At 64.0% G+C, this 21,997-nt stretch carries 19 protein-coding genes; 3 read left to right on the forward strand and 16 right to left on the reverse strand.

What is annotated here, in order from left to right:
* Positions 1-155 precede the first annotated feature (155 nt).
* Positions 156-1,595 carry an amidase gene (locus KO516_RS03890; protein ID WP_216002502.1) on the forward strand — a complete coding sequence of 480 codons (1,440 nt, stop codon included), beginning with the start codon at positions 156-158 and terminating at the stop codon, positions 1,593-1,595.
* On the opposite strand, the gene KO516_RS03895 is transcribed toward KO516_RS03890, so the two are convergent.
* The 12 genes from KO516_RS03895 to KO516_RS03950 all read right to left on the reverse strand — a co-directional run bounded on the left by KO516_RS03895 (position 1,588) and on the right by KO516_RS03950 (position 12,696).
* Positions 1,588-2,361, reverse strand: a complete 774-nt coding sequence (locus tag KO516_RS03895) for an urease accessory protein UreD (protein WP_216002503.1) — start codon at positions 2,359-2,361, stop codon at positions 1,588-1,590. The genes KO516_RS03890 and KO516_RS03895 overlap by 8 nt on opposite strands.
* Positions 2,358-2,963 (reverse strand): urease accessory protein UreG, encoded by a 606-nt coding sequence (gene ureG, locus KO516_RS03900; RefSeq protein WP_216002504.1) that lies wholly within the window; start codon positions 2,961-2,963, stop codon positions 2,358-2,360. Before ureG ends, KO516_RS03895 begins: the two co-directional genes overlap by 4 nt.
* Positions 2,960-4,663 carry an urease subunit alpha gene (gene ureC / locus KO516_RS03905; protein WP_216002505.1) on the reverse strand — a complete coding sequence of 568 codons (1,704 nt, stop codon included), beginning with the start codon at positions 4,661-4,663 and terminating at the stop codon, positions 2,960-2,962. Before ureC ends, ureG begins: the two co-directional genes overlap by 4 nt.
* Positions 4,660-5,334 (reverse strand): urease subunit beta, encoded by a 675-nt coding sequence (gene ureB / locus KO516_RS03910; RefSeq protein WP_216002506.1) that lies wholly within the window; start codon positions 5,332-5,334, stop codon positions 4,660-4,662. The genes ureC and ureB overlap by 4 nt, the downstream gene beginning before the upstream one ends.
* Before the next feature lie 10 nt (positions 5,335-5,344).
* The gene (locus tag KO516_RS03915) at positions 5,345-5,995 is read right to left on the reverse strand and encodes an urease accessory protein UreF (protein WP_216002507.1); all 651 of its coding nucleotides are present in this window, start codon (positions 5,993-5,995) and stop codon (positions 5,345-5,347) included.
* Positions 5,992-6,462, reverse strand: coding sequence for an urease accessory protein UreE (locus tag KO516_RS03920; RefSeq protein ID WP_216002508.1), 471 nt, complete (start codon positions 6,460-6,462; stop codon positions 5,992-5,994). Before KO516_RS03920 ends, KO516_RS03915 begins: the two co-directional genes overlap by 4 nt.
* Before the next feature lie 65 nt (positions 6,463-6,527).
* On the reverse strand, positions 6,528-8,042 hold the full coding sequence (locus KO516_RS03925; protein ID WP_216002509.1) for an amidase: 1,515 nt from the start codon (positions 8,040-8,042) through the stop codon (positions 6,528-6,530).
* 56 nt (positions 8,043-8,098) lie between these two features.
* A complete protein-coding gene (locus KO516_RS03930; protein ID WP_216002510.1) occupies positions 8,099-8,806 on the reverse strand; it encodes an ABC transporter ATP-binding protein in 708 nt (235 codons plus the stop codon).
* Complete coding sequence (locus tag KO516_RS03935) at positions 8,796-9,521, reverse strand: ABC transporter ATP-binding protein (RefSeq protein ID WP_216002511.1); 726 nt, start codon at positions 9,519-9,521, stop codon at positions 8,796-8,798. Before KO516_RS03935 ends, KO516_RS03930 begins: the two co-directional genes overlap by 11 nt.
* A complete protein-coding gene (locus tag KO516_RS03940; protein WP_216002512.1) occupies positions 9,518-10,558 on the reverse strand; it encodes an urea ABC transporter in 1,041 nt (346 codons plus the stop codon). The genes KO516_RS03935 and KO516_RS03940 overlap by 4 nt, the downstream gene beginning before the upstream one ends.
* Before the next feature lie 14 nt (positions 10,559-10,572).
* Positions 10,573-11,439, reverse strand: coding sequence for a branched-chain amino acid ABC transporter permease (locus KO516_RS03945; RefSeq protein WP_216002513.1), 867 nt, complete (start codon positions 11,437-11,439; stop codon positions 10,573-10,575).
* Positions 11,440-11,460: 21 nt separating this feature from the next.
* On the reverse strand, positions 11,461-12,696 hold the full coding sequence (locus tag KO516_RS03950) for a transporter substrate-binding protein (protein ID WP_252737381.1): 1,236 nt from the start codon (positions 12,694-12,696) through the stop codon (positions 11,461-11,463).
* A 314-nt stretch (positions 12,697-13,010) separates the two neighbouring features.
* Here KO516_RS03950 and KO516_RS03955 point away from each other — a divergent pair, with 314 nt between their 5' ends.
* A complete protein-coding gene (locus KO516_RS03955) occupies positions 13,011-14,738 on the forward strand; it encodes a nitrilase-related carbon-nitrogen hydrolase (RefSeq protein ID WP_216002514.1) in 1,728 nt (575 codons plus the stop codon).
* A gap of 88 nt (positions 14,739-14,826) precedes the next feature.
* Here the strand turns inward: KO516_RS03955 and KO516_RS24615 are convergent, their stop codons facing one another.
* The gene (locus tag KO516_RS24615) at positions 14,827-17,400 is read right to left on the reverse strand and encodes a calcium-binding protein (protein ID WP_216002515.1); all 2,574 of its coding nucleotides are present in this window, start codon (positions 17,398-17,400) and stop codon (positions 14,827-14,829) included.
* Positions 17,401-17,633: 233 nt separating this feature from the next.
* On the opposite strand from KO516_RS24615, the gene KO516_RS03965 reads away from it, so the two are divergent.
* A complete protein-coding gene (locus KO516_RS03965; RefSeq protein ID WP_216002516.1) occupies positions 17,634-18,410 on the forward strand; it encodes a hypothetical protein in 777 nt (258 codons plus the stop codon).
* A gap of 232 nt (positions 18,411-18,642) precedes the next feature.
* On the opposite strand, the gene KO516_RS03970 is transcribed toward KO516_RS03965, so the two are convergent.
* The 3 genes from KO516_RS03970 to KO516_RS03980 form a co-directional block, all read right to left on the reverse strand.
* Positions 18,643-20,148: a tripartite tricarboxylate transporter permease gene (locus tag KO516_RS03970; RefSeq protein WP_216002517.1), complete on the reverse strand. Its 1,506-nt coding sequence runs from the start codon at positions 20,146-20,148 to the stop codon at positions 18,643-18,645.
* Positions 20,148-20,711 (reverse strand): tripartite tricarboxylate transporter TctB family protein, encoded by a 564-nt coding sequence (locus tag KO516_RS03975; RefSeq protein WP_216002518.1) that lies wholly within the window; start codon positions 20,709-20,711, stop codon positions 20,148-20,150. The genes KO516_RS03970 and KO516_RS03975 overlap by 1 nt, the downstream gene beginning before the upstream one ends.
* Positions 20,712-20,897: 186 nt before the next feature.
* Positions 20,898-21,899 (reverse strand): tripartite tricarboxylate transporter substrate binding protein, encoded by a 1,002-nt coding sequence (locus tag KO516_RS03980; protein ID WP_216002519.1) that lies wholly within the window; start codon positions 21,897-21,899, stop codon positions 20,898-20,900.
* Between the last annotated feature and the right edge of the window lie 98 nt (positions 21,900-21,997).

Below are 21,997 nucleotides of genomic sequence, written 5' to 3' on the forward strand. Positions count from 1 at the left end.
ACTGCACCATCGCTCTGATAGGGCGTTTGCCTGTTTCCTGAGCGGTTCAAGCGGATCAATCGCCTGAATTGCGCTGGAAGCGATAACGAACCTTTCGGTATTTGTACTTATGGTATTTGCCAAATCAAGTAAATGCGCCGCTTGAGGAGAGTCCCATGAATGCCCACACCCCCAACCTGACAACCCGCGACATCCCGGATCTGTCGCTGATGGACACCAGTCGCCTGATCGCCTCGGGGCAGGCAACGCCGCTGGACGTGACGCAAGCGGTTCTCAAACGGGTGTCCGAGGTAGATGGCGCGCTGACGGCCTATATCGCGCTGACCGCAGACCGTGCCCTCGCGCAGGCGCAAACCGCTACGGACGAACGCGCCGCCGGGATGGATCGCGGCCCGCTGCACGGCATCCCCTTTGCGCTCAAGGATCTGTGCGAGACCGATTTCGCGCCGACCTCGGCGGGGCTGGCGCTGCTCAGGGACAACCAGACCGGGCGCAATGCCACGGTGACGACGCGGCTGGAACAGGCGGGCTGCGTCACCATCGGCAAACTGGGCATGACCGAGGGCGCCTATTCGGGCCATAACGACAAGATGGCGGTGCCAAAGAACCCGTGGAACTCCAAGCTGTGGGCGGGCTCGTCCTCGTCCGGCTCGGGCGTGTCGGTTGCGGCGGGCATGGCCTTTGGCGCGATCGGGTCCGACACCGGCGGGTCGATCCGCTTTCCGTCGGGGTGCAACGGCATCACCGGCATGAAGGGCACATGGGGCCGGGTCAGCCGCCACGGCGTGTTTGCGCTGGCCGACAGTCTTGACCATGTCGGCCCGATGGCGCGCAGCGCCGAGGATTGCGCCGCCATCATGACCGCCATCGCAGGCGCGGATGTCAACGATCCCACCGCGCTGATGGCGCCGGTGCCCGATTACCTTGCCGCCTGCGCCGGGCCGATCCGGGGTATGCGCATCGGCATCGACCGCGCGGCGGTGATCGACGGTGCGGCGCCCGAAACGGCCGCAGTGATCGCCGAGGCCATCGCTGTGTATGAATCGCTGGGCGCCCAGATCGTGCCAATGTCCTTCCCCTTCCCTGCCGATGCGGTCGATCAATGGACGGTGCTTTGCGCCATCGAGGTGGCGCTGGCGCATCAGGGCCGTTTCCCCGAACAGCGCGACGGCTACGCGCCGCATCTGAGCGAGCTGCTGGATTACGGGCTGAGCCTGACCGCCAAGGACGTCGGCGCGGCGATGCAGTGGCGGCTGGTCTATAACGGCTCGGTGGCGCGGGCGATGCATGGGCTCGACGCGGTGCTGTTTCCAATCACCAGCGGGCCGATGCCCGAGCTCGACAACATCTATGGCGCGCCCACGGCAGGCAAGGGCGAGAACCTTGGCGACATGCTGAAATTCACCGCGCCGGCGGATTTCACCGGCTGCCCGTCGCTGACCCTGCCGGGAGGCTTTGACAGCCGCGGCGGGCCGATCGGGTTCCAGCTGATGGGGCATGCGCTGACCGAGGACACGCTGTTCAAACTGGGCGCGGCGTTCCAGCGGGTGACGGATTTCCACACCAAACGCCCCGATCTGACGCCGTTCAGATAAGCGTGCGGATCTGCCGGAAGGCGCGGTCGAGCGCGCCTCCGGTCGTTGCGGCGATGCGCAGGATCTGTCCTGCGCCGCCCCGCGCCGCCCCTGCGGCGGCGTAACAGTCGGGCAGATCCAGCGGGCCGTTTTCGAACGGGGCCGATCCGATGAATGTTACGGTGCCAAAGGCGGTCATGCCGCCGGGCAGTGCCTTGAGCGCGATCAGGTCGGCCTCGGTGACATGCTGGCGCTCGCGAAAAAGCGTGTGGCCATCGGCGCGCATCACCTGCAAATCGGATTTCCAGACCCCGCCAGCGTCCGGCGCTGCGGGATCGCGGCGGCAGAAGCCGTCAAACAGCACCGCCCTTGCGCCCTCGTCCAGCGTGAGCGTGATGCGCTGGTGCATCTTTGCCCCGCTCATCAGCACATTCGGATCGGCAAGGTGGCGCAGGGTTGCGCCACGATCGGCGCGCAGGGTCCAGTCGGAGCAACACTCGCGCCCGCGCCGTGCATCGGCGTGGATCATCAGGGCCCCGGCGCTGAGCAGATCGACGCTGCCGCCCGCCTGCACCGTCACCTCGTGGCGCCAGTGATCGCCGGGCAGTAGCGCCGCGCCGGCGCATTGTGGCAGCACCGTCAGCGGGCCGGTCAGCCCGGCGCGCCGGTAGCCGCGCGGCAGCGACCACGGCCATTCCACATGCCGATCAAGCAGCGACGTGCCGCCATCCGGCGCGATGCCGCAGATCAGCGACACCTGCGCGCGCTGCGTCGCGAAATCCTTCACTTGAACAACACCTCGCGGCGCAGATGCGCCACCACCTCGGCGATGCCGCTGCCCTTGCGGCAGATCGCCGGCAGCACTGCGCCGCCGCCGCGCACCGCCGTTGCCTCGGCCAGCATATTGGGGAAATCGACGCCGACATGCGGGGCGAGATCGGCCTTGTTGATCACCAGCAGGTTGGCCTGAAGGATGCCCGGCCCCTTCTTGCGGGGGATGTCATCGCCCCCCGCCACGTCGATCACGAACATCCAGTAATCGACCAGATCCGGCGAAAAAGTCGAGGCAAGATTGTCGCCGCCGGATTCGATCAGGATCAGATCCAGCCCCGGAAAATCTGTTTCAAGCCTGTCGGCGGCGGCCATGTTCAGCGTGGGGTCTTCGCGGATAACGGTATGCGGGCAGGCCCCGGCCTGCACCGCGCGCACCCGGTCGGGGGCCAGCTGCCCGCCCTTGCGCAGACGTTCTGCGTCTTCGTCCGTCACCAGATCGTTGGTGATTACGGCGGTGTCGATGCCCACTTCGGCCAGAAGCGGCAGGATGGCTTCGATCAGGGCGGTCTTGCCGGAGCCGACTGGGCCTCCGATGCCGACGCGGGCGGCTGTCATCTCAGGAAGTACTTTCTTGCAAGGGGAACATTGCGGGCGGGGTCTGCGGTGAGGGGCGCGCCATCGGCCTCGACCTCGAAGGTCTGCGGATCGACGGTGATCTTTGGCAGCGCGGCGTTGCGGATCATATCAGCTTTGCCGAGCTTTCGGGTGTTGCGGATTTGAACGAAAGGTTTCTTTACCCCCAGCTTCGTTTCAGTGCCTGCCTTGATCGCAAGCTCGGAGACGAAGGTGACGCCAAGATGGTGTTTGGCGCTGCCAAGCGCGCCCCACATCGGGCGGTGGATCATCGGTTCGGACCCCACGAAGCTGCCGTTGCCATCGCCCATGGTGGCCCAGACGATGGTGCCGCCTTTGATGACGGTGCTGGGCTTGGCGCCAAAGAAGGCAAACGGCCAAAGCACGATATCGGCCATCTTGCCCGGCGCGATAGAGCCGACCTCGTGGTCGATCCCCGCCGCAATGGCCGGGTTGATGGTATATTTCGCCACATAACGAAGGATGCGCTGGTTGTCGGCGCTTGCAGTCGTCTCTTCGGGCAAACGGCCCACCCGGTCCTTCATCACCGATGCCAGCTGCCAGCATTTCGCAAGGTTTTCGGCAAGCCGGCCCATGCCTTGGGTGTCGGTGGCAAAGATCGAAATCGCCCCCATGTCGTGCAGCAGATCCTCGGCCGCCATGCTTTGCGGGCGGATGCGGGCCTCGGCAAAGGCGACGTCCTCGAGCAGATCGAAGCTCATCATGTGGGCGAGCATAGTCATCGGCACGCCCTCTTCGAGGGCGGGCAGCGTGTAGGGGTTGGTCGGGTTGGTCGAGGAGGGCAGCACGTTGGGATAGCCGTTGACCACAAGGATGTCGGGGGCATGGCCACCGCCCGCGCCCTCGGTGTGGTACATATGGATCGAGCGGCCCGCGATGGCCTCCATCGTGGTCTCGTAGAAGCCGAATTCGTTGATGGTGTCGGTGTGCAGGTGCACCGAGAAATCCGCAGCATCCGCCGCCGTCAGCGTACCATCCAGCACCGCAGGCGAGGCGCCGAAATCCTCATGGATCTTCACCCCCAACGCGCCGCCAGACACGCTTTCGGCCACCGCCTCGGGGTTGGAATTGCCGCGCCCGAGAAAGCCGAAGTTCAGCGGGTATTCATCCGCGGCCTGAATCAGCCGCCCAAGCACGTTCGGCCCCGAACAGGACACATCGAAATTCGGCCCCGGAGACATGCCGATCATCGTGGTGCACCCCCCCGCCAGCGCGTGGTGGCATTGCTGGGGCGAGAGGAAATGCGCATGTGCCTCGATCGCGCCGGCGGTGACGAAATGGTTGTCGCCATGCACCACGGTGGTGTTGGGGCCAGTCACCATGCCATCCGTCACGCCGTTCATGATGTCGGGGTTGCCAGCCTTGCCCACCCCGACGATGCGCCCGTCGCGGATGCCGATATCGCCCTTGAGAATGCCCAGCTCGGCGTCGATGATGATGGCGTTCATGATCACCATGTCCAGCGCGCCGTTGGCGGCGGTGCCACTGGTGCAAAAGCCTTCGCCGTCGCGCATGATCTTGCCCGCGCCAGCGGTCAGCTCATCGCCGGGATGGGTGTGATCGAATTCGATCTCGGCCAGAAGCGAGGTATCGCCAAGGCGGACCATGTCGCCCGTGGTGGGCCCGTACAGCCGGGCATAAGCGTCGCGGGTCAGTTTCATCGCATGTAGCCCCTTTGGGTGGCGGCATGGATCGCCGTCTCAAGCCCGCCGTCCACCGGCCCTTCGGTGAGGCCCGCAAAACCGTGCACCACGCGCTTGCCGCCATAGGGCACCAGAACGACGTGTTTTTCGATGCCCGGATCGAAGCGCTCGCCGCCGCCCGAGGGCCGGTCGAGCCGCATACCGAAAGCCGCCGCGCGGTCGAATTGCAGCGCCGGGTTCACTTCGAAGAAATGCGCGTGAGAGCGGACCTGAATGGTGCGATCGCCGGTGTTGAGCACGCTGAGCGTGATCGCCTCGCGGCCTGCGTTGATCTCGATCTCGCCTTGCGCGGGGATGACCTCGCCGGGGATCGGATCGCCGGGCGCGGGGGCGATGGGGTCGAAGACGGTGACCAGCTTGGTGCCCTCGGCCATCGACACCTCGACCGAGAAGGTTTTCAGCATATGCGCCACGCCCGGTTCGACCTGATCGGCGCGCAGCAGGGTTGACGCATGGCTGACGATTTCGCTGTGGCTATGGCCGTGGCGGGCAAAGGTCAGCAATTCGTCGGCCAGCAGCGCCACCGCCTCGGGGTGGGCTAGGCGGATACCCTGCGCGACATAGCGGCGGGCTAGTTCTGCGGCGGTGAAGATGGTCAGCCGCTCGAGTTCGGTGGAGGTCAGGTGCATGACCGTCTCCTTAGTTGATGAAAAGCCGCCCCTGCCGGGGCCGCATCAGCGCCACATCGGGCAGCAGCATCGCGCCAGAGGGCAGGTCCTGCGCATCGGGCGCTATCGCCAGTTCGGCGATCAGCGGGGCCAGCGCCAGCAGGTCGCGCTGGGTGGTGATCGCGCCGGCGACGCCCAGCCGCACCGCGGCGGAAAACGCCCCGCGCGCAAGGCTGAGCGCCGAGGTTTCCAGCGCCGTGCCCAGATCCAGCCCGCAGGCCCGCAGAAAAACCCCATGCGCCACGGCGAAATGCCCCACCCCTGCGGCCTGCGCCGCCAGTGCGCCCGGATCCATCGCAATGCGCAGCGCCCGGGCCGAGGCGAACAACGCATCCCCGGCCTGCGCACTGTCCCGGCGCTGGGTTTCCACCGGCATCAGCGCATCGACGGTCTCGAACCAGCCGCTCAGCGCCTCGCCGGTCAGCCGAAAGCCCCCGGCCAGCGCGATGCGATCAAAGCGGTGCCAGCGGGTGCGCAGATCAAGCGCAACCCAATCCGCAAGGCTGCGCTTGCAGACCTGCCCTTCGGCCAGCGCGCTTTCCAGCCCCCAGGAATAGGCAAAAACGCCCGAGGGAAAGCCGCTGTCGGCCAGCTGCATCGCCCGGATGGTGGCAAGGCTCATGCGTCCTCGATCACGAATTCTGCCAGCCCGCGCAGATCGGCGAGCCGCGCCTCGTAGCGCGCGCGCGGACCGTCGAGCACCACGTCCATGACGCCTTGGCCAAAGATCACCTTCCAGTGCAGGTTGCCGCACCAATGGCCAAGCCGCATCGCGTCGTCGATGCTTGCCGGGCGCAGCCGCATCCGCGCCGCGCCGTCGATGCGCGCCACGATGGCCAGACGCCCGTCGTGAAACAGCACCGCGCCGTCGCTCAGCCCCTGTTCGCGCGGCAGGGCAATGGCGCAATCGCGGCCCCGGTCGGTGGTGACGCGCATGCGCTTGCGCGCGGCGTCGGCCTCGGGGATCGACAGGAATTCCACCCCGCCCTCGTGTTCCAGCGCGTGCAGCCGGTCATGCCACTGTGCATCCGCCGCCATGCCCAGCACGGTTTCAAGCATCATCGGCCCGTCCGGGCTGTGGTCTTTCATGTCTTTGTCCTTGATGGAAAAAAGGCCCGCCCCGGCGTTACGGGGCGGGCAAGTTGTCGGGGATCTTACCAGCTGGTCCAGTCGCCGGATTTCTCGAACGCATCGCCCAGCGTATAGAGCGTGTTTTCATCCCACATCTTGCCGACCAGCATCATGCCCACCGGCAGGCCGTTCACCTTGCCACAGGGCACCGACAGCGCCGGGTGGTGGGTCAGATCGAAAGGTGCGGTGTTGTCGAGGATCTCGAAGCCGCGCTGAAGGATCTCTTCGCGGCTTGCGTCCTTGCCCGGCAGCGGGGTTGCGGTCATCGGTACGGTGGGCATCAGGATCGCGTCGTAATCAGCCAGCACCGCGTCATAGGCGGCGCGCAGCGTTTTGACGATGTTGGACGCCTTGCCATAGAAGCGCTTGCCATACTGGTCATCGGCGAATTGCGCAAAGACCATGCCGACCTTCATCGTCTCGGACAGCTCGTCGGCGCGCTCGCGCCAGCCGCGATGGAAATCCATGAAGCTGGTGACATAGAGATCGCGGCGCGAGGTGCCATAGCCATCGCCCAGCATCATCGTCTGGGTCAGACCCTGAAGACCGATCGGCGTCCAGATCGCCGGACCCATCAGGTGCATCGGGATCGACACTTCCTCGACCGTTACGCCAAGCGCCTCAAGCCTCTTTGCCGCCTCGCGCACCTTGTCATCCGAGGCCGCCTCGGACTGGGGATGGCCAAAGCCTTCCTTGAGGATCGCGACCTTCATGCCCTTGACCGGCTTGTCCAGCGCCTCGGTGTAATTCGACACGGAGATGTCGATCTGGCGGCTGTCATAGCCATCCGAGCCCGCCAGCACCTCAAGCAGAAGCGCGTTGTCGGCCACGCTCGAGGTGATCGGGCCGGTGTGGTCGATGGTGATCTCGATCGGCACGATGCCGGTATAGGGCACGAGGCCATGGGTCGGCTTCATGCCGACGGTGCCGCAGAACGCCGAGGGCATACGGATCGAGCCGCCCTGGTCGCCGCCAATGGCCATATCGACCTCGCCCTTGCCGACCAGCGCGGCCGAACCCGAAGACGAGCCGCCCGCCGAGCGGGTCGGGTCATGCGGGTTGCCCACCGGCCCCAGCGCCGAGGTGTGCGAGCCGCACGAGATGCAGAAACATTCGCAATGCGCCTTGCCGACGATGGTCGCGCCCGCGTCCAGCATCCGGGTGACGATGGTGGCATCGACGTTGGGCATGTAGCCTTCGAGCGTGGACGAGCCGTTCATCATCGGCACGCCGGCCAGCATGACGTTGTCTTTCAGAACAACGGTCTTGCCCTTGAGCTTGCCTTCGGGCGCGCCCTGCACGGTCGATTTCACGTACCATGCGTTCAGCTCGTTTTCCTCGACGGGGGGCTGCTTGCCGGGGGTGCGCGGATAGGTCACCTCGGGCAGCGGGTCGATCATCAGGTCGACGGCGTTATAGGCATCGACATAGCCCTTCATCAGCCCCTGATAGGATTTCACATCCTCGGGCGACAGGTTGAGCCCAAGCCGGGCCGCCGCATCGGCCAATTGCTCTTCGTTCGGAAGTTTCACAGACATCCGTTCAGTCCTTGTATTGATGTAGTGTTTGAGGGCGCCCCGAGCGGGACGCCGGATCAGCCGGTGAAGCCCATGAAGGCGCTCACCGCGCTGGCATCGGTCAGCTCGGCCTTGGGGATTTCGCGGTCGAGCACGCCGTTGGAAATGGCATAGACCCGGTCCGACAGGCCGGTGATGAAGTCGAGGTTCTGCTCTACCAGCACGATGGTGATGTCGATCTTCTTGGTGAGGGCGGCCAGCGTGTCGGAAATTTCGTCGATGATCGACGGCTGGATGCCCTCGGTCGGCTCGTCCAGCAGCATCAGGCGCGGGTGGCGGGCAAGGCAACGGGCCAGCGCCAACAGCTGCTGTTCGCCGCCCGACAGCGCGCCGCCGCGCCGGTCGAGCAGGCGTTGCAGACGCGGGAACAGCTCGAGCATTTCATCGACGATGCGCGCGACCTCGGCCTTGCCGCCGGGGATGGCGACCTCGAGGTTTTCCTTGACCGACAGGTTGGGAAAGATCTGACGGCCCTGCGGCACAAGGCCGATCCCCATCTTGGCCCGCGCGTTGACGGCGGATCCAAGGATGGATGTGCCGTCGAAATTGATCTCGCCCCCGGTGACCTTCACATAGCCCATGATCGAGCGCATCAGCGTGGTCTTGCCCATGCCGTTATGGCCCAGAATGCCAACGACCTCGCCGGCATTGGCGTGAAAATCGACGCGGTGCAGCGCGGGCACCAGCCCGTAGGCGGCCGAGAGGCCCTTGACGTCAAGCAGCATTCGCCTGTTTCCCCAGATAGATCTCCTGAACCTCGCGGTCCTGCATGATGTCGTCGATCATCGCCTCGCGGAAGATCGCGCCGCGGTTGAACACGGTGACGAATTTGGCGATCTGGCGGATGAAGGCCATGTCGTGTTCGACCACCACCACCGCCGCCGAGCGCGCCGATTCCAGCACCAGCTGCGCCAGCCGGTCGCGCTCATCGCCGGTCATGCCAGCGGCGGGTTCATCCAGCAGGATCAGTTTCGGCTCGCCTGCCAGCACCATCGCCAGCTCGACCAGCTGGCGCTGACCGTGGCTCAGCAGACCAACCTCGCGCTTGGCCAGATGGGTGATGCCGCAGCGCTCCAGCGTGTGCATGGTCAGCTCACGGGCCAGCGGTTTCAGGTGCTTGCGCCGCGCCGACAGGCGCACGTTCTCATAGGCGGTGATGCCGTCAAAGACATTGGGCACCTGAGTTTTGATACCGACCCCAAGGTTGACGATCTGGTGGGTATGCGCGCCGGTGATGTCCTGCCCCGACAGCGTGACCTTGCCGCTCGTCGGGGTCAGTTGCCCGGTGAGGCATTTGAAGAAGGTGGATTTCCCCGCCCCGTTCGGCCCCAGCAGGCAGCGCAATTCGCCGTCCTTCAGGTTGAAATCGACGTTGTCCACCGCTGTGACGCCGCCAAAGCGCATGGTCAGGCCACGGGTTGTCAGGATGTGATCGCTCATTCGCCCACCGCCTTTCCGGCCATGGCAGAGCCATGGTTGCGCTTCCACAAGATGTAGCCGCCCAGCATCAGCGAGCGCGCGGTCGGCACGATGCCCTTGGGCAGCGCCAGCACGAGGATCATCATGATCGCGCCCAGCACGGCGATGGAATTGACCACGTCGACCGTGCCCAGTTGCAGCGTCAGCCATTGCAGCAGGATGCAGCCGATGATCGGGCCGACCAGCGTGCCGACGCCCCCCGCCATCACCCAGACAAGCGCCTTGGCCGACATTTCCATCGACACGGAATTGGGGTCGATAAAGGCCTGATAGGTGGCCCACATCGCCCCGGCGATGCCAGCAATGCCGCCGCCGATGGCAAAGACGATGACCTTCTGCTTGCGCACGTCATAGCCCAGCAGGCTGGCGCGGGTCTCGTTTTCGCGGATGCCGATGGACACCCGGCCAAAGTCGGACGCGATCAGGAAGCGCAGCGCCACATAGATGACGATCAGGAAGCCCATGAAGACCTGAAACATCTGGCCCGGGTCGAGCCATGCCGACGGATCGCCCGGAATGTGCAGCGTCGGGATCGACGGGATGCCGTTGAATCCGCCCAGCCGCGCCGAACCGATGGAATATTCCGGGCCCGCGGTGTGGTTGATCAGCTTCCAGAAGATCAGCGCCACCACAAGCGTCACCACGCCAAGATACACATCCGACAGCCGCCCGTAGAACATGAAATAGCCCAGCAGGACGCCAAAGATCGTCGGGATGATAAACGCCAGCAGCATCGGGATCGTGGTCGAACCCATGTTGATCGACGCCACCGCGAACGTATACGCGCCGAGGCCAAAGAATGCCGCCTGACCAAAGCTCAGGATGCCGCCAAAGCCCCAGATATAGCCCAGCGACAGGGCGAACACCGACAGCACCACGTATTGGGTGATCTGCATGATGGTAAAGAGATCCAGCATCACCGGGGCGATGAACATCACGGCCAGCCCGATGGCGATCATGATGTAGAAACCGGGATCTCGGGTAACGGGTTTTTCCATGAAACCGTGGTCCCTTACAAAGATTTTTTGAAGATGCGGCCAGTGATGCCCTGCGGCAGCAGGCGCAGCAGAACCAGCGCGGCCAGCAGCAATGCAGCATCGCCATAGACCGGCCCGGTGAGGAAGGTCATACCCTGGCTGATCGAGCCGAGCAGGCCGGCGGCGGTGAGCGTGCCGGTGATGACCGAAGCCCCCCCGGTGATCACCGTGATGAAGCTTTGCGCGATGAAGTTCACGCCCATGGTCGGCACCACCCCGGTCATCGGGGCCAGCAGCGCCCCGGCAAAACCGGTGACCGCCGATCCGATGCCAAAGGTCGCCATGTAGACCCAGCGGGTGGGAATGCCGAGCGCCTCGGCCATGTCCGGGTTCTGCATGGTGGCGCGGGCGATCAGCCCGGCCTTGGTGAATTTCAGCGCCGCCCAGATCGCCAGCAGCAGCGCGATCGCGGCAAAGATCAGCACGAAGTTATAGCGCGGCACCTGATATTCGCCGATGCTCATGCCGCCCAGCGGGGTGGCAACACCGGTGACGGAATTGCCGAAGATCATCGTCACGCCGCCGATCATCAGCATCGACAGGCCCCATGTCGCCAGAAGGCTGTCGAGGATGCGCCCGTACAGCCGCTGGATCACCAGCCGCTCTACCAGCACCCCGAAGATGCCCACCACCACGGGCGCAAGGACGAGCATGGCAAACCATTCGTTTACGCCATGCCGGGCAGAAATCACCACGGTATAACCGCCCAGCATGAGGAATTCGCCATGGGCGAAATTGATGATGCGCATCATGCCGAAGATGATCGCCAGCCCCGAGGCCAGCAACACCAGCCACGCCACGGCACGCACCATTTCAAGGGCGATTACAAGCGTATAGTCCATGCTCGTCTCCTGCTTTTCAGATCAGAGGCTGATCTCGAAGTGCTTGTTCGAGTCCGGGTTTTCGACCAGATCGCAGACCATCTGCGTGTCGGCGGGCGGGCTGTTGGGGAAGGCTTCCTTGATGTTGAACACCTGATCCTGCAGCTCGGCGATATAGACGTCGCGAATGGCGTGCTGGGTCTTGGGATCGATCTTCACCTTGCCGGCAGGCATGTCGTAGGTCTTGCCCGAGGTCAGCACTTCGAGCAGCGCGTCGCGCTCGGTGGTACCGGCGTCGGCCACCGCGTCGGCCCACATCTTGACCGCCTCGTAGGTGACTTCGGAAATCTCGGACATCACCCAATCCTTGTCGGGATAGGCCGCCGCGACCTTTTCAAGGAAGGCCTTGTTGGTCGGGTTGTCGATTTCCTCGAAATAGCCAAAGGACGCGGTGATGCCGTTGCCCTCTTCGGCGGTCAGGATCAGCTGGTCCGACCCACCCGCGCCCAGAACGGTCGACATCACCGGGATTTCCGATTTCATGCCAGCCGCCGCCCACTGGCGGTAAAAGCCCATATGCGAGGTGCCCACCAGCGCCGAGAGCACGAAGTCGGGCTTGGCGCCCTGGATCTTGGAAATGGTCGCGCCGAACTGCGACACGTCCAGCGGGAAGAATTCGGTCTCGATGACCTCGCCGCCGTTTTCCTCGACGTAGCGCTTCACCCAAGCCGCGGTGATGTGGCCATAGTTGTAGTCGGCCGCGATGGTGTAGACCTTCTTGCCATACAGGTTCATGCCATAGGGGATGAGCCGGGCAACGGTCTGCGCCGGGGTGGTGCCCAGCGTGATCTCGTTGCGGTCGCACACGCCGCCTTCGTACTGGGTGTTGTAGAAGTAGAAGGTGTTGTAGCGGTGAAAGATCGGGCGGATCGTCTCACGGCTGGCCGAGGTGATGCCGCCCATGACCACATCGACGCGATCCTTGAGCGCCAGCTGCGTGGCGAATTGCGAATACAGCGACATGTTCGACTGCGGATCGTAGATCACCGGCTCGACCATCTTGCCAAGCAGGCCGCCGGCCTCGTTGATCTCGTCGATGGCCAGCTTGAACACCTGGTTCATCGGCACGCCGACAGCGTCCAGCGCGCCGGACAGGTCATGAAGCCCGCCGATCTTGATGGTGTCGGACTGGGCGCGCGCGACAAGCGGCGTGGCCAACGTGGCCGCGCCTGCCATGCCGGTCGAGCGCAGGAAAGAGCGTCTGCTGAGCTTGGTCATGTTCGTTCCCTGTTGATCTATAATCCGGCAGACGCTTTCCGATTTGCTTGAAACTGCAAATATCTAATTTGGAAAATATCTATGCGTCGCCTGATTTCGCCCAAATACTACGCAATATTGCGGGGCATCAGATTACAAAACAGGCAGCATCAGAGGTTTCTCTGAGCGTTTGCACCGGAAACCGGTGGTGATCTTTAGCAGCGCCCGACCGCCGCCGACGCCTCACGCGCAGGCAGGGCAAAACACCCTTGATCCGAGATAGTTTCCATTTCAAATATATTGCAGCCCCGAAGATGCTGCTCAAGGAGCCCGCAATGCCCTGCCCTGCCCCGTTCAAGACCGCGACCATCCAGTTCGAACCGACGATGTTCGCCAAGGAGCAGAACGTCGCCTCCCTGCTGAAGATGTGCGAAGAGGCCGCGCAGGGCGGTGCAAAGCTGATCGTCACCCCCGAAATGGGGGCAACCGGCTATTGTTGGTATGACCGCGCCGAAGTTGCGCCCTATGTCGAACCCATCCCCGGCCCGACCACCTCGCGCTTTCACGACATCGCGGCGCGGCACGGGTGCTACATCGTCATCGGGATGCCGGAAATCGACGAGGCGACAGGACTTTACTACAATTCCGCCGCGCTGATCGGCCCCGATGGGCTGGTCGGCAAGCACCGCAAGTCGCACCCCTATATCGCCGAACCGAAATGGGCCGCTTCGGGCGATATCGCCCACGCGGTGTTCGACACAGCGCTGGGGCGCATCGCCATCGTCATCTGCATGGATCTGCATTTCTTCGAAACCGTGCGGCTGGAAACGCTGCAAGGGGCGGATGTGATCTGCCATATCTCGAACTGGCTGGCCGAGCGCACCCCGGCCCCCTACTGGATCACCCGCGCCTTTGAAAACGCCTGCTACGTGGTGGAATCCAACCGCTGGGGTCTGGAACGCACCGTGCAGTTCTCAGGAGGCAGCTGCATCATCGGCCCCGACGGCACCGTCGAGGCCAGCGTCGACAGCGGCAACGCCATCGTCATCGGCATGATCGATCCGGCGCGCGCCCGCACCCGCGAGGTGCTGGGCGAGCCGGTCTTCGAGATGCGCCGCCCCGCGCTTTACAAGACCTTGATGACCAACAGCTTTACGTGGAACCCGCTGGAGTTTCATCGCCTCTACGGCTACCAGCCGCTGCCCGAAGGCACCGCCTCCACCCTTGCGGTGGCGCAGTTCGCCCCCTCAAACGATGCCGCGCAGAACCTCGCGCAGATCGATGCCTACGCCGCCGAGGCACAGGCCAAGGGCGCCTCCCTGCTCGTTCTGCCCGAACTCAGCCTGACCCGAACGCCAGAGCCGATCACCGGCCCCAGCGTCACCGCCTTCACCCGCATCGCCATGCGGCATCGCCTGCACATCGTCGCAGGTTTTGCCGAAAGCGACGGCGCGCAGGCCTATAACACCGTGGTGCTTAGCGGCCCCGAAGGCCGCGTCGGCCGCTACCGCAAGATCCACCTGTCCATGACAGACCGCACATGGGCCACCCCCGGCGATGACTGGACATGGTTCGATCTGCCCTTCGGGCGGCTTGGCCTGCTCACCGGCACCGATGCGCTGCTGCCCGAATCCGGGCGCATCCTCGGTCTCGAAGGCTGCGACATCATCGCCTGCCCCGCCGCCTTGCCCGATGGCTTCACCGGCGCCCATCAAGGTACCGAAATCCCGCACAATGCGCCCATTCCCAAAGGCGCCGACCCCTATCACTGGCACGCCTTGCGCACCCGCAGCGGCGAAAACAACCTGCATCTAGCCTTCGCCAACGCCTGCACCGACAGCCCCGGCCACAGCGGCATCTTCGGCGCCGACACCTTCGCCTTCCCGCGTCAGGAAAGCGCCATCCTCGACAGCCCCGGCCTTGCCACGCTTGATATCGACCTGACCAACCTTGGTGGCCCCTACCCGACCAACGTCACAAGACGCAAAGACCTCATCACCATGCGCCTGCCGCATCACTACACCGCGCTGGTCACCGAAGGCAGCCAACTCGCCGCCGAGTGAGCCAGCGGCTTCTTCTGGCTAAAAATATCCCGGGGGGGCGCGTCAGCGCGGGGGGCTGGCCCCCCTCCGCAGAACCCACCGGGCAGGCTCAGAGAATTTCGATCCCTGCGCTGATCGCTGGCAGCGACAGATCCGAGACCCCCTCAAGCGTCACATGCATCACCTCGCGCGCGCCGGTGTCGCTGTGGGTCATCACGATCGACAGCCCCGACGCGGTCAGGCTGACGCTGCTCTCGTCAAACAGCATCGATCCGGCATTGTAGAACCGCAGCGTATCGCCCTCATGCGGGTTGTAATCGGTCACCGTCACATAGCGCGCGCTTTGCGTGAATTCGAAACTGTCCGCCCCGGCGCCGCCGGTCAGCCGGTCAACCCCGGCGCCGCCGAATATCGAATCATCGCCCGCGCCGCCGAACACCACATCATCGCTGTCGGTGCCCCAGAACACATCGTTGCCGCCGCCAAGATCCACCCGGATACTCTCGCCATCCATCGAATAATCCGGGCTGGTAAAATCCACCAGATCATCCCCTGCCCCCGCGTCGATTTCTTCGATGCCGACAAAGCGGGCCGCCGATTGCCGCCCGTCGGAATCGCGGCTCAGCGCCACCTCGTCGTTGAACCCGGTGATGGCGTCATGCAGAAAGAACGCATCGCCGCCGTCGGTCAGATGCAGCACGTCATAGCCATCGCCGCCCTGGCTCACCGCCTCGAGCAGCGTCTTGCCGCCAAGGTCGATCACCCTGCCCGTGCCAACCTGCGCCCCGGTGTCGATGTTTTCCGCCCCATCCCCGCCCGCAAACCTGCCCGTGCCGCCCAGCCAGATGTGATCGTTGCCACCGTCGCCCTGTACGTAATCGCGCCCCTCTTCAGCATAGAGCGAATCCGCGCCGTTACCGCCGATCAGCACGTCGGCCCCGCCGCCGCCGTACACATCGTCATCACCATCGCCGCCGATCAGGCTGTCATCGCCAAAGCCGCCCGAAAGCCAGTCATCGCCCTGACCGCCGTACAACTGGTCATCGCCGGTCTGCCCCTTGAGCTGGTCGTCGCCGTTGCCGCCGCGCAGGATGTCGTCGCCCGCATCGCCCCGAATGGTGTCATTGCCATCGGCGCCGCGCAGGGTGTCCCCGCCTGCGGTGATCGCCTGCAATTCCACCCGCGCCAGATTCCAGGCCTCAAGCCCAAAGCTGACCGTATTCCCCGATCCGACATAGCCATCGAAATCGGTGATCAGCGGGTCGTCATCGGTGTCCGAATAGCTGCCTTCTTCGCTGCCAAGCGTGCTCACCAGTGCAAACCAGTCGCCCGCCGCGAACAGCTCCGACACGTCGAGCGCCACGTCGGCATCGCTGCCGCTGCGCTCGGCGGCAAACAGCGCCAGCGTGCTGGTCGAGCCGAACCCGTGCACGTCGAGGCTCCCGGCCACCTCGTAATCCAGCACCGTGTGCAGCCCGCCCACGCTTTGCGTCAGCCATTGAAAGGCCACCCCGCCAAAGGTCAGCTCGGCCTCGTCGGAATCGATCAGCGTGCGGTAGGTCTTGGCGCTGGAAAAGGTGATCGGCCAGAAATTGGCGTGATCCACCCCGGCGGCGGCCAGTTCGAAAAACGCCTCGACCACGGTATGGGCATAATGCAGGCCATTGGCGTTGCCGCTGTTGCTGTCCTCGCCAAGCGCATTGCGCGGCGACCATTCGCTGACCGACATCGGCACATCGCTCAGGCCGCTGACGGCCTCGAAAATTCCCTTGATCACGTTCAGCGCAAATTCGTTTTCGCTGTCGATCCCGGCAAAGCCGTCGTCGAAATAGACATGCTGCACCACGCCGTCGATGGCATCGGTGGCGCCCGCATCCACCAGCGCCTCGGCGATGGCGCTGGTCTGGGTGATGGCATTGCCCTGCGCCGACACGGTGCCGCGCGACCATGACGATGGCGGGCTGCCGCTGTATTCGCTCGCCCAGTGCAGGATGAAATCGCCCGATCCATCCGGTTCGAGATAGGCCAGACGGTCTTGCAGCGGGCTGAAGATGCCGGTCGAGGCGGTGATCTGCACCGATACAGCGATATCCGGGTACTGATCGGCCATGAAATTGGCGACCTGCCCGGCCAGATAGCCATATTCCTCGGCGGTCATCTCGCCGCTGCCCCAGAATTCGTTGCCGATCTCGACGCTGGTGATCTCGACCCCGTTCGCCCGCGCCTCGGCCCGCGCGGTGTCGAGGAAATTGGCCAGATGCACGAAATAGGCGCTGTCGATGGCGGTCCGCTCGCCATATGTGCCGCGCACCAGCGCCTGCGCCGCCGACTGGGCAAAGGCGGCGCGCGTCGGCAGCACCAGCTGCGCATCGGCGCCCACCTGCCCCGCCACGCTGAAGAATTCCGCTAAGGTTGTGAGGTTCTGCACCGATCCGTCGTCGCGCGTATAGGTTTGCGCGGTGTAATCGCCGGTCAGGAAGCTTGCCTCGGTGAAGGCGCTTTCGGTGACACTGCCGCCGGGAAACCGCAGCGTGCTGACGTTGAGCGAGGCAAGCTGCTCGATCAGTACCGGAGTCTCAGATATTTCGTAATCGTAGATCGTAACGTAATTCGCCCCGAACATATCCGCTGAAACGCCCTGAGCGGTAAAGGTTTCGCTCTCGTTGAGTGTGTATGTCGGCATGGCTCTCACCCTTATTGCGGGAGTGATGGCTATCTGACTCGTCTTGGGATAGCGAGGCATGACCTGTACGTAAATGTGACTTTTTCTGCGGATGCATAATAATTTCACATAGGATTATTCTCGAATATTGTGTGAAAACCGGTTCAGCGCTTCGCGCGAAAGCCGGTGTCTTAAGGCTTGGCCAATCTACGCGGTTCATACCGAAGGCAGTGATCAGTAAACGGAGTTGGGTTATGTTCGGAATGATGGCGCTGTTGGCCGGGGTCGTCGGGGTGTCGGCCTTTGTGCTGACCGATCCTTCGCCGGAAGAGGACGACGAAACCGGGACCCACGAAGACGATGCGGCCATCGACCCCGACGAGTCCGTCGGCGTCATCGAGATTCCGGAATATGTCCCGGAGGACACGAGCGCACAGGCCGAAGTCAAAAGCGGGGCCGAAGTTCAAAGCGGGGAAGACAGCACGCCGACCGAGGCCGCGCCAACCACGGACCGTTCTGACAATGACACCACGGGCGATGAAACCGGCGCAGGCGACGACGATCCGTTGACCTTCACCGCGTCGGAAATTGCCGCCAGCCCGGCGCCGCTCGATGATTTCTCGCAAGAAGAAGACCTGACCGAGATCACCGCCGGCAGCGGCGATATCGTCAGCTTTACCTTGCCGCAGGACAGCGGCACGCTGTATGTGCTGCCGGCCGAATATTCCGAAACCGCCAGCAGCGAGAGCGGCGAGGCAAGCTACGTCTATTCTGGGTTCAACGTCTATTACGTGCCCGAAGGCCAGAGCTTTCCGGCAGAATACGACTGGTCCGAAGAGGGCGCGACGCTGTACAACGGCGAGACCTACCAGCAGGACGATACCGATTTCGGCGACATCCGCATGGTTGCCCGCATCGATAGCGGCTACACGGTCACCGAAACCGATTTCGAAGCTGGCACCGCGCAGGTGCAGGACCACGCGCTTGGCACCCCGGAAATCGAAGCCAACTGCCGTATCATCTGGGCCTGACCGCGGCTTTTAAAACGCGATCGGTCGGTGGCCCGATCCCCGCGCAGGTGGATTCAGACGGTTTGAAATTGCTGCTGATCTCCCCTCCCCGCGCAATCGACAAACGCCATGCTCTGCGCACGCGGGATCAGCAGATCTTAGCGCACGGCCATCAGGGTTGGCCGCCCCGCCACCTGATGCAGATATCGCACGCGGCGGAGATATGGCCAGAATTCTGATCCGCCGTGATGGGTCAGGCGTCCGTCGACAGCAGTTTCGCCTTGACGCGGGTCCAGAGCGGCGTTTGCGAAACAAAGATCAGGATCACCGCGGCCAGCAGCGTCGCCGACAGCGGGCTGGTGATGATGCCCCAGAAGAAGCGGCCCAGATCCTCGCGTTCGGAAATGATCGCCCGCCGCCAGTTGTCATCCAGCAGCCGCGACAGGATCACCCCAAGGATCACCGGCCCCAGCGGATAGCCATAATGGCGCATGAAATAGCCAAAGAAGCCGAAGCCCAGCATCCAGTAGACATCGCTCAGCGAATTGTTGACCGCATAGGCCCCGACGATCGACAGCAGCATGATCAGCGGGATCAGCACAGCACGCGGCATCTCGACGATCCGGGTAAAGATCTTGATGCCGGTCAGGCCAAAGATCAGCATGAAGACATTGGCCACGACCAGCGCGCCGACGATGAACCAGAACATGTCGGGGCGCTCGATCATCAGCATCGGGCCGGGGTTCAGACCGTGGATGTAGAGCGCGCCGATCATGATGGCGGTCACCGCGTCGCCCGGAATGCCCAGCGTCATCATCGGAATGAAGGCCCCGCCCACGGCGGCGTTGTTGGCGGTTTCGGGGGCGACGAGGCCCTCGATGGCGCCATCGCCAAAGGCGCGCTCGGGGGTCTTGGTCACGCGCTTGGCGTGGTCATAGGCCATCAGCGCGGCGATGTCGCCACCGGTGCCCGGCAGCGCGCCGATGATCACCCCGATCGACGAGGTCTGAAGCGACAGCGGCAGGTGCTTGCGGATGGTGCCGAAGCTGGGAACGATGCGGCTGATCTTCTGCTTCACCGTGTCCTTGTCGACGTGGTGCAGTTGCAACAGCGCCTCGGACACGCCGAACATGCCGATCATCACCGCGATGAAGCTGATGCCGCCCTGCATGATCTGCAGATCAAAGGTGAACCGTTCGGTAAAGGTCAGCGGGTCACGGCCCACCGCGCCGATGGCAAGCCCAAGCGCCCCGGCAAAAATGCCCTTGATCAGGCTGCCCGACGACAGCGAGCCGACCAGCAGGATGCCCAGCACCGCCAGCAGCATGTAATCGCGCGGCTGGAAGGTCAGCGCGAAATCCGACACGAAGGGCGCGGCAATGGCCAGAACCGCGATGCCGACGAACCCGCCGAAAAAGCTCATGACAGTGGTCACGCCGATGGCGGTGCCCGCCTCGCCGCGCTGCGCCATTGGATAGCCATCCAGCGCGGTGGCGATGGCCGAGGGCGCGCCGGGGATGTTCAGCAGGATCGCGGTGCGCGAGCCGCCATAGACCCCGCCCATGTAGATGCCGATCATCAACGCGATGGCCGGCAGCACATCCCATGTGAAGGTGAAGGAAATCAGGATCGACACCGCCATGGTCACCGACAGGCCGGGAATGGCCCCGACATAGACCCCGGCAAAGGTGCCGACGCCGACCAGAAGCAACAGCTGCGGATGGGTGAAGACGGTCAGGAAGGCCATGAGGGTTTCCATCACGGTGCCCCTTCAAACAGGTTGCGAAAGGCCTGAATGATCTCGGCCTCGGGCACGATGCCAGCGGGGATCAGAACGGTGAACACAATGCGGAAGACAAACCAGACCAGCAGCAACGTGCCCAGTGACACGCTTAGCGTCCAGACCCAGCCGCGCCGGCCCAGCATCCTGACGGTTGCAATCAGGAACACCGCCGAGGTCGGCAGGAAGCCGACGGGCTTGAGCGCGATGCCAAAGCCGATCAGCAACAGCGCCACCACGATGACCTTGCCGGGCAGGATGTCGCGCGACAGGGTCTCGTTCGCAACGCGGCTGCGCCGCAGGTCCCTGAAAAAGATGACAATAGCGCTGATGGCCATCACGCCGGTGGTCGCCATCGGCACGCTGCCCGGGGCGCTCAGCTGGTCAAAACCACTGATGCCATAGGCCTCCCACAGCAGCACGAGGCTGGCGATGACAAGCACAGCGCCAAAGATCAGCTCTCCGGGGCGGCGCTGGTTTGCATAGCCGCCCGGCGTGGCGTCAGAGCGCCCGTCATGGTGTTCGGTTTCGATCCTGGACATGGGTCCTCGGGGCCTCCTGCCCTGCCACGCCCGGCGCAGAGCTGCTTGCAAAGAACAGCGCCGCAGCCTCGGGCAGAGAGATGCGGCGCGTGGCCTGACGCCGGCCGTCAGACCGAGACCGGACGCGAGCTGTCGATCCGATCTTGGCCGCCGCGCCCCGCCACAAGGGCCGGGCGCGGCGCCGGTTTACTCGGGGCGGGCGATGCCGAATTCCTCGGGCGAGGTCTTGGCAAGGCCGGCGTCCTGAAGCAGCCAGACGGTGCCCTGCTGCCACTTGGTCAGGAACGCCTCGGCCGCATCGCCCGAGAGGTTCATCATGGAATAGCCGCGGCTTTCCATCAGCTCGACAAACTCGGGGTTTGCGGTCCCCTTGGTATAGGCCTCCTGCAAGGCGGCGACGATCTCGTCCGGCGTGCCCTTCTTGACGAAGATGCCAAAGAACGGGCCCCATGGCAGGTAGGTGTTATAGCCCTCGTTGAAACGGGTCACCTCGGGCACACTCGGCAGCTTGTCGAGGGGGGCGACATCGAACACCGCGAGCGGCTTGAGCTTGCCGGCCTTGATGGTCTCGATCGCGACCCCCAGAACGGCGGGCATCACGTCGATCGCGCCGCCCTGAAGCGCGGTCAGCGCCGGGCCGTCGCCATCATAGGGAACCGAAATCACGTCCAGCTCGCCCTCGACCGTGTTCATCATCGCGGTGATCACCGATGGCAGGCCCCCCGGACCGGTCGTGCCAAAGCGCAGCTCGCCCGGGTTTTCCCTGATATAGGCCAGCATGCCCGGATAATCGTCGAACGGCGCCTCGGGGCTGGCCACGAGGATCGGCGTGCCGCGGGCAAGCAGGGTGATCGGGGTGAAATCGCTGTAATCCTTGTCGCCAAGACCCATGATCTTGTAAAGCATCGGGTTTTCAGCGCCCATCAGCAGGGTGTAGCCGTCGGCATCCCTGCCCGCCACGTTGTTCAGCGCGATGGCACCGACGCCGCCGGTCATGTTCTGCATGACCACCTTGCCGTTCAGCACCTCTTCGGCATAGGGCGTGACCGAGCGCATCACCGTGTCGGTCGAGCCGCCAGCCCCCCATTGGATGATGCCCTGAATTTCCTTGGTCGGGTAATCCTGCGCAACCGCGCCGGTGGCCACGAGCATCAGCGCCGAGACGGCGCCGAGAACGATACGCTTCATGAGAGTCCTCCCGTTTGAGCTTTGGGGCGCGATCCTCCCGCCCTCTTCGGCGGCCGGTATGCCCGACCCCGAAGCGTAAGGTCAAATACCAAAATTCC

It is taken from the genome of Citreicella sp. C3M06 (assembly GCF_018860705.1).
Classification (GTDB): domain Bacteria; phylum Pseudomonadota; class Alphaproteobacteria; order Rhodobacterales; family Rhodobacteraceae; genus Salipiger.

Bases quoted from the DNA above. Each gene is read 5' to 3' on its own strand.
- KO516_RS03890 (WP_216002502.1), top strand. From the start codon at position 156: ATGAATGCCCACACCCCCAACCTGACAACCCGCGACATCCCGGATCTG.
- ureG (WP_216002504.1), bottom strand. From the start codon at position 2,963: ATGACAGCCGCCCGCGTCGGCATCGGAGGCCCAGTCGGCTCCGGCAAG.
- ureC (WP_216002505.1), bottom strand. From the start codon at position 4,663: ATGAAACTGACCCGCGACGCTTATGCCCGGCTGTACGGGCCCACCACG.
- ureB (WP_216002506.1), bottom strand. From the start codon at position 5,334: ATGCACCTGACCTCCACCGAACTCGAGCGGCTGACCATCTTCACCGCC.
- KO516_RS03915 (WP_216002507.1), bottom strand. From the start codon at position 5,995: ATGAGCCTTGCCACCATCCGGGCGATGCAGCTGGCCGACAGCGGCTTT.
- KO516_RS03920 (WP_216002508.1), bottom strand. From the start codon at position 6,462: ATGAAAGACCACAGCCCGGACGGGCCGATGATGCTTGAAACCGTGCTG.
- KO516_RS03925 (WP_216002509.1), bottom strand. From the start codon at position 8,042: ATGTCTGTGAAACTTCCGAACGAAGAGCAATTGGCCGATGCGGCGGCC.
- KO516_RS03930 (WP_216002510.1), bottom strand. From the start codon at position 8,806: ATGCTGCTTGACGTCAAGGGCCTCTCGGCCGCCTACGGGCTGGTGCCC.
- KO516_RS03935 (WP_216002511.1), bottom strand. From the start codon at position 9,521: ATGAGCGATCACATCCTGACAACCCGTGGCCTGACCATGCGCTTTGGC.
- KO516_RS03940 (WP_216002512.1), bottom strand. From the start codon at position 10,558: ATGGAAAAACCCGTTACCCGAGATCCCGGTTTCTACATCATGATCGCC.
- KO516_RS03945 (WP_216002513.1), bottom strand. From the start codon at position 11,439: ATGGACTATACGCTTGTAATCGCCCTTGAAATGGTGCGTGCCGTGGCG.
- KO516_RS03950 (WP_252737381.1), bottom strand. From the start codon at position 12,696: ATGACCAAGCTCAGCAGACGCTCTTTCCTGCGCTCGACCGGCATGGCA.
- KO516_RS03955 (WP_216002514.1), top strand. From the start codon at position 13,011: ATGCCCTGCCCTGCCCCGTTCAAGACCGCGACCATCCAGTTCGAACCG.
- KO516_RS24615 (WP_216002515.1), bottom strand. From the start codon at position 17,400: ATGCCGACATACACACTCAACGAGAGCGAAACCTTTACCGCTCAGGGC.
- KO516_RS03965 (WP_216002516.1), top strand. From the start codon at position 17,634: ATGTTCGGAATGATGGCGCTGTTGGCCGGGGTCGTCGGGGTGTCGGCC.
- KO516_RS03970 (WP_216002517.1), bottom strand. From the start codon at position 20,148: ATGGAAACCCTCATGGCCTTCCTGACCGTCTTCACCCATCCGCAGCTG.
- KO516_RS03975 (WP_216002518.1), bottom strand. From the start codon at position 20,711: ATGTCCAGGATCGAAACCGAACACCATGACGGGCGCTCTGACGCCACG.
- KO516_RS03980 (WP_216002519.1), bottom strand. From the start codon at position 21,899: ATGAAGCGTATCGTTCTCGGCGCCGTCTCGGCGCTGATGCTCGTGGCC.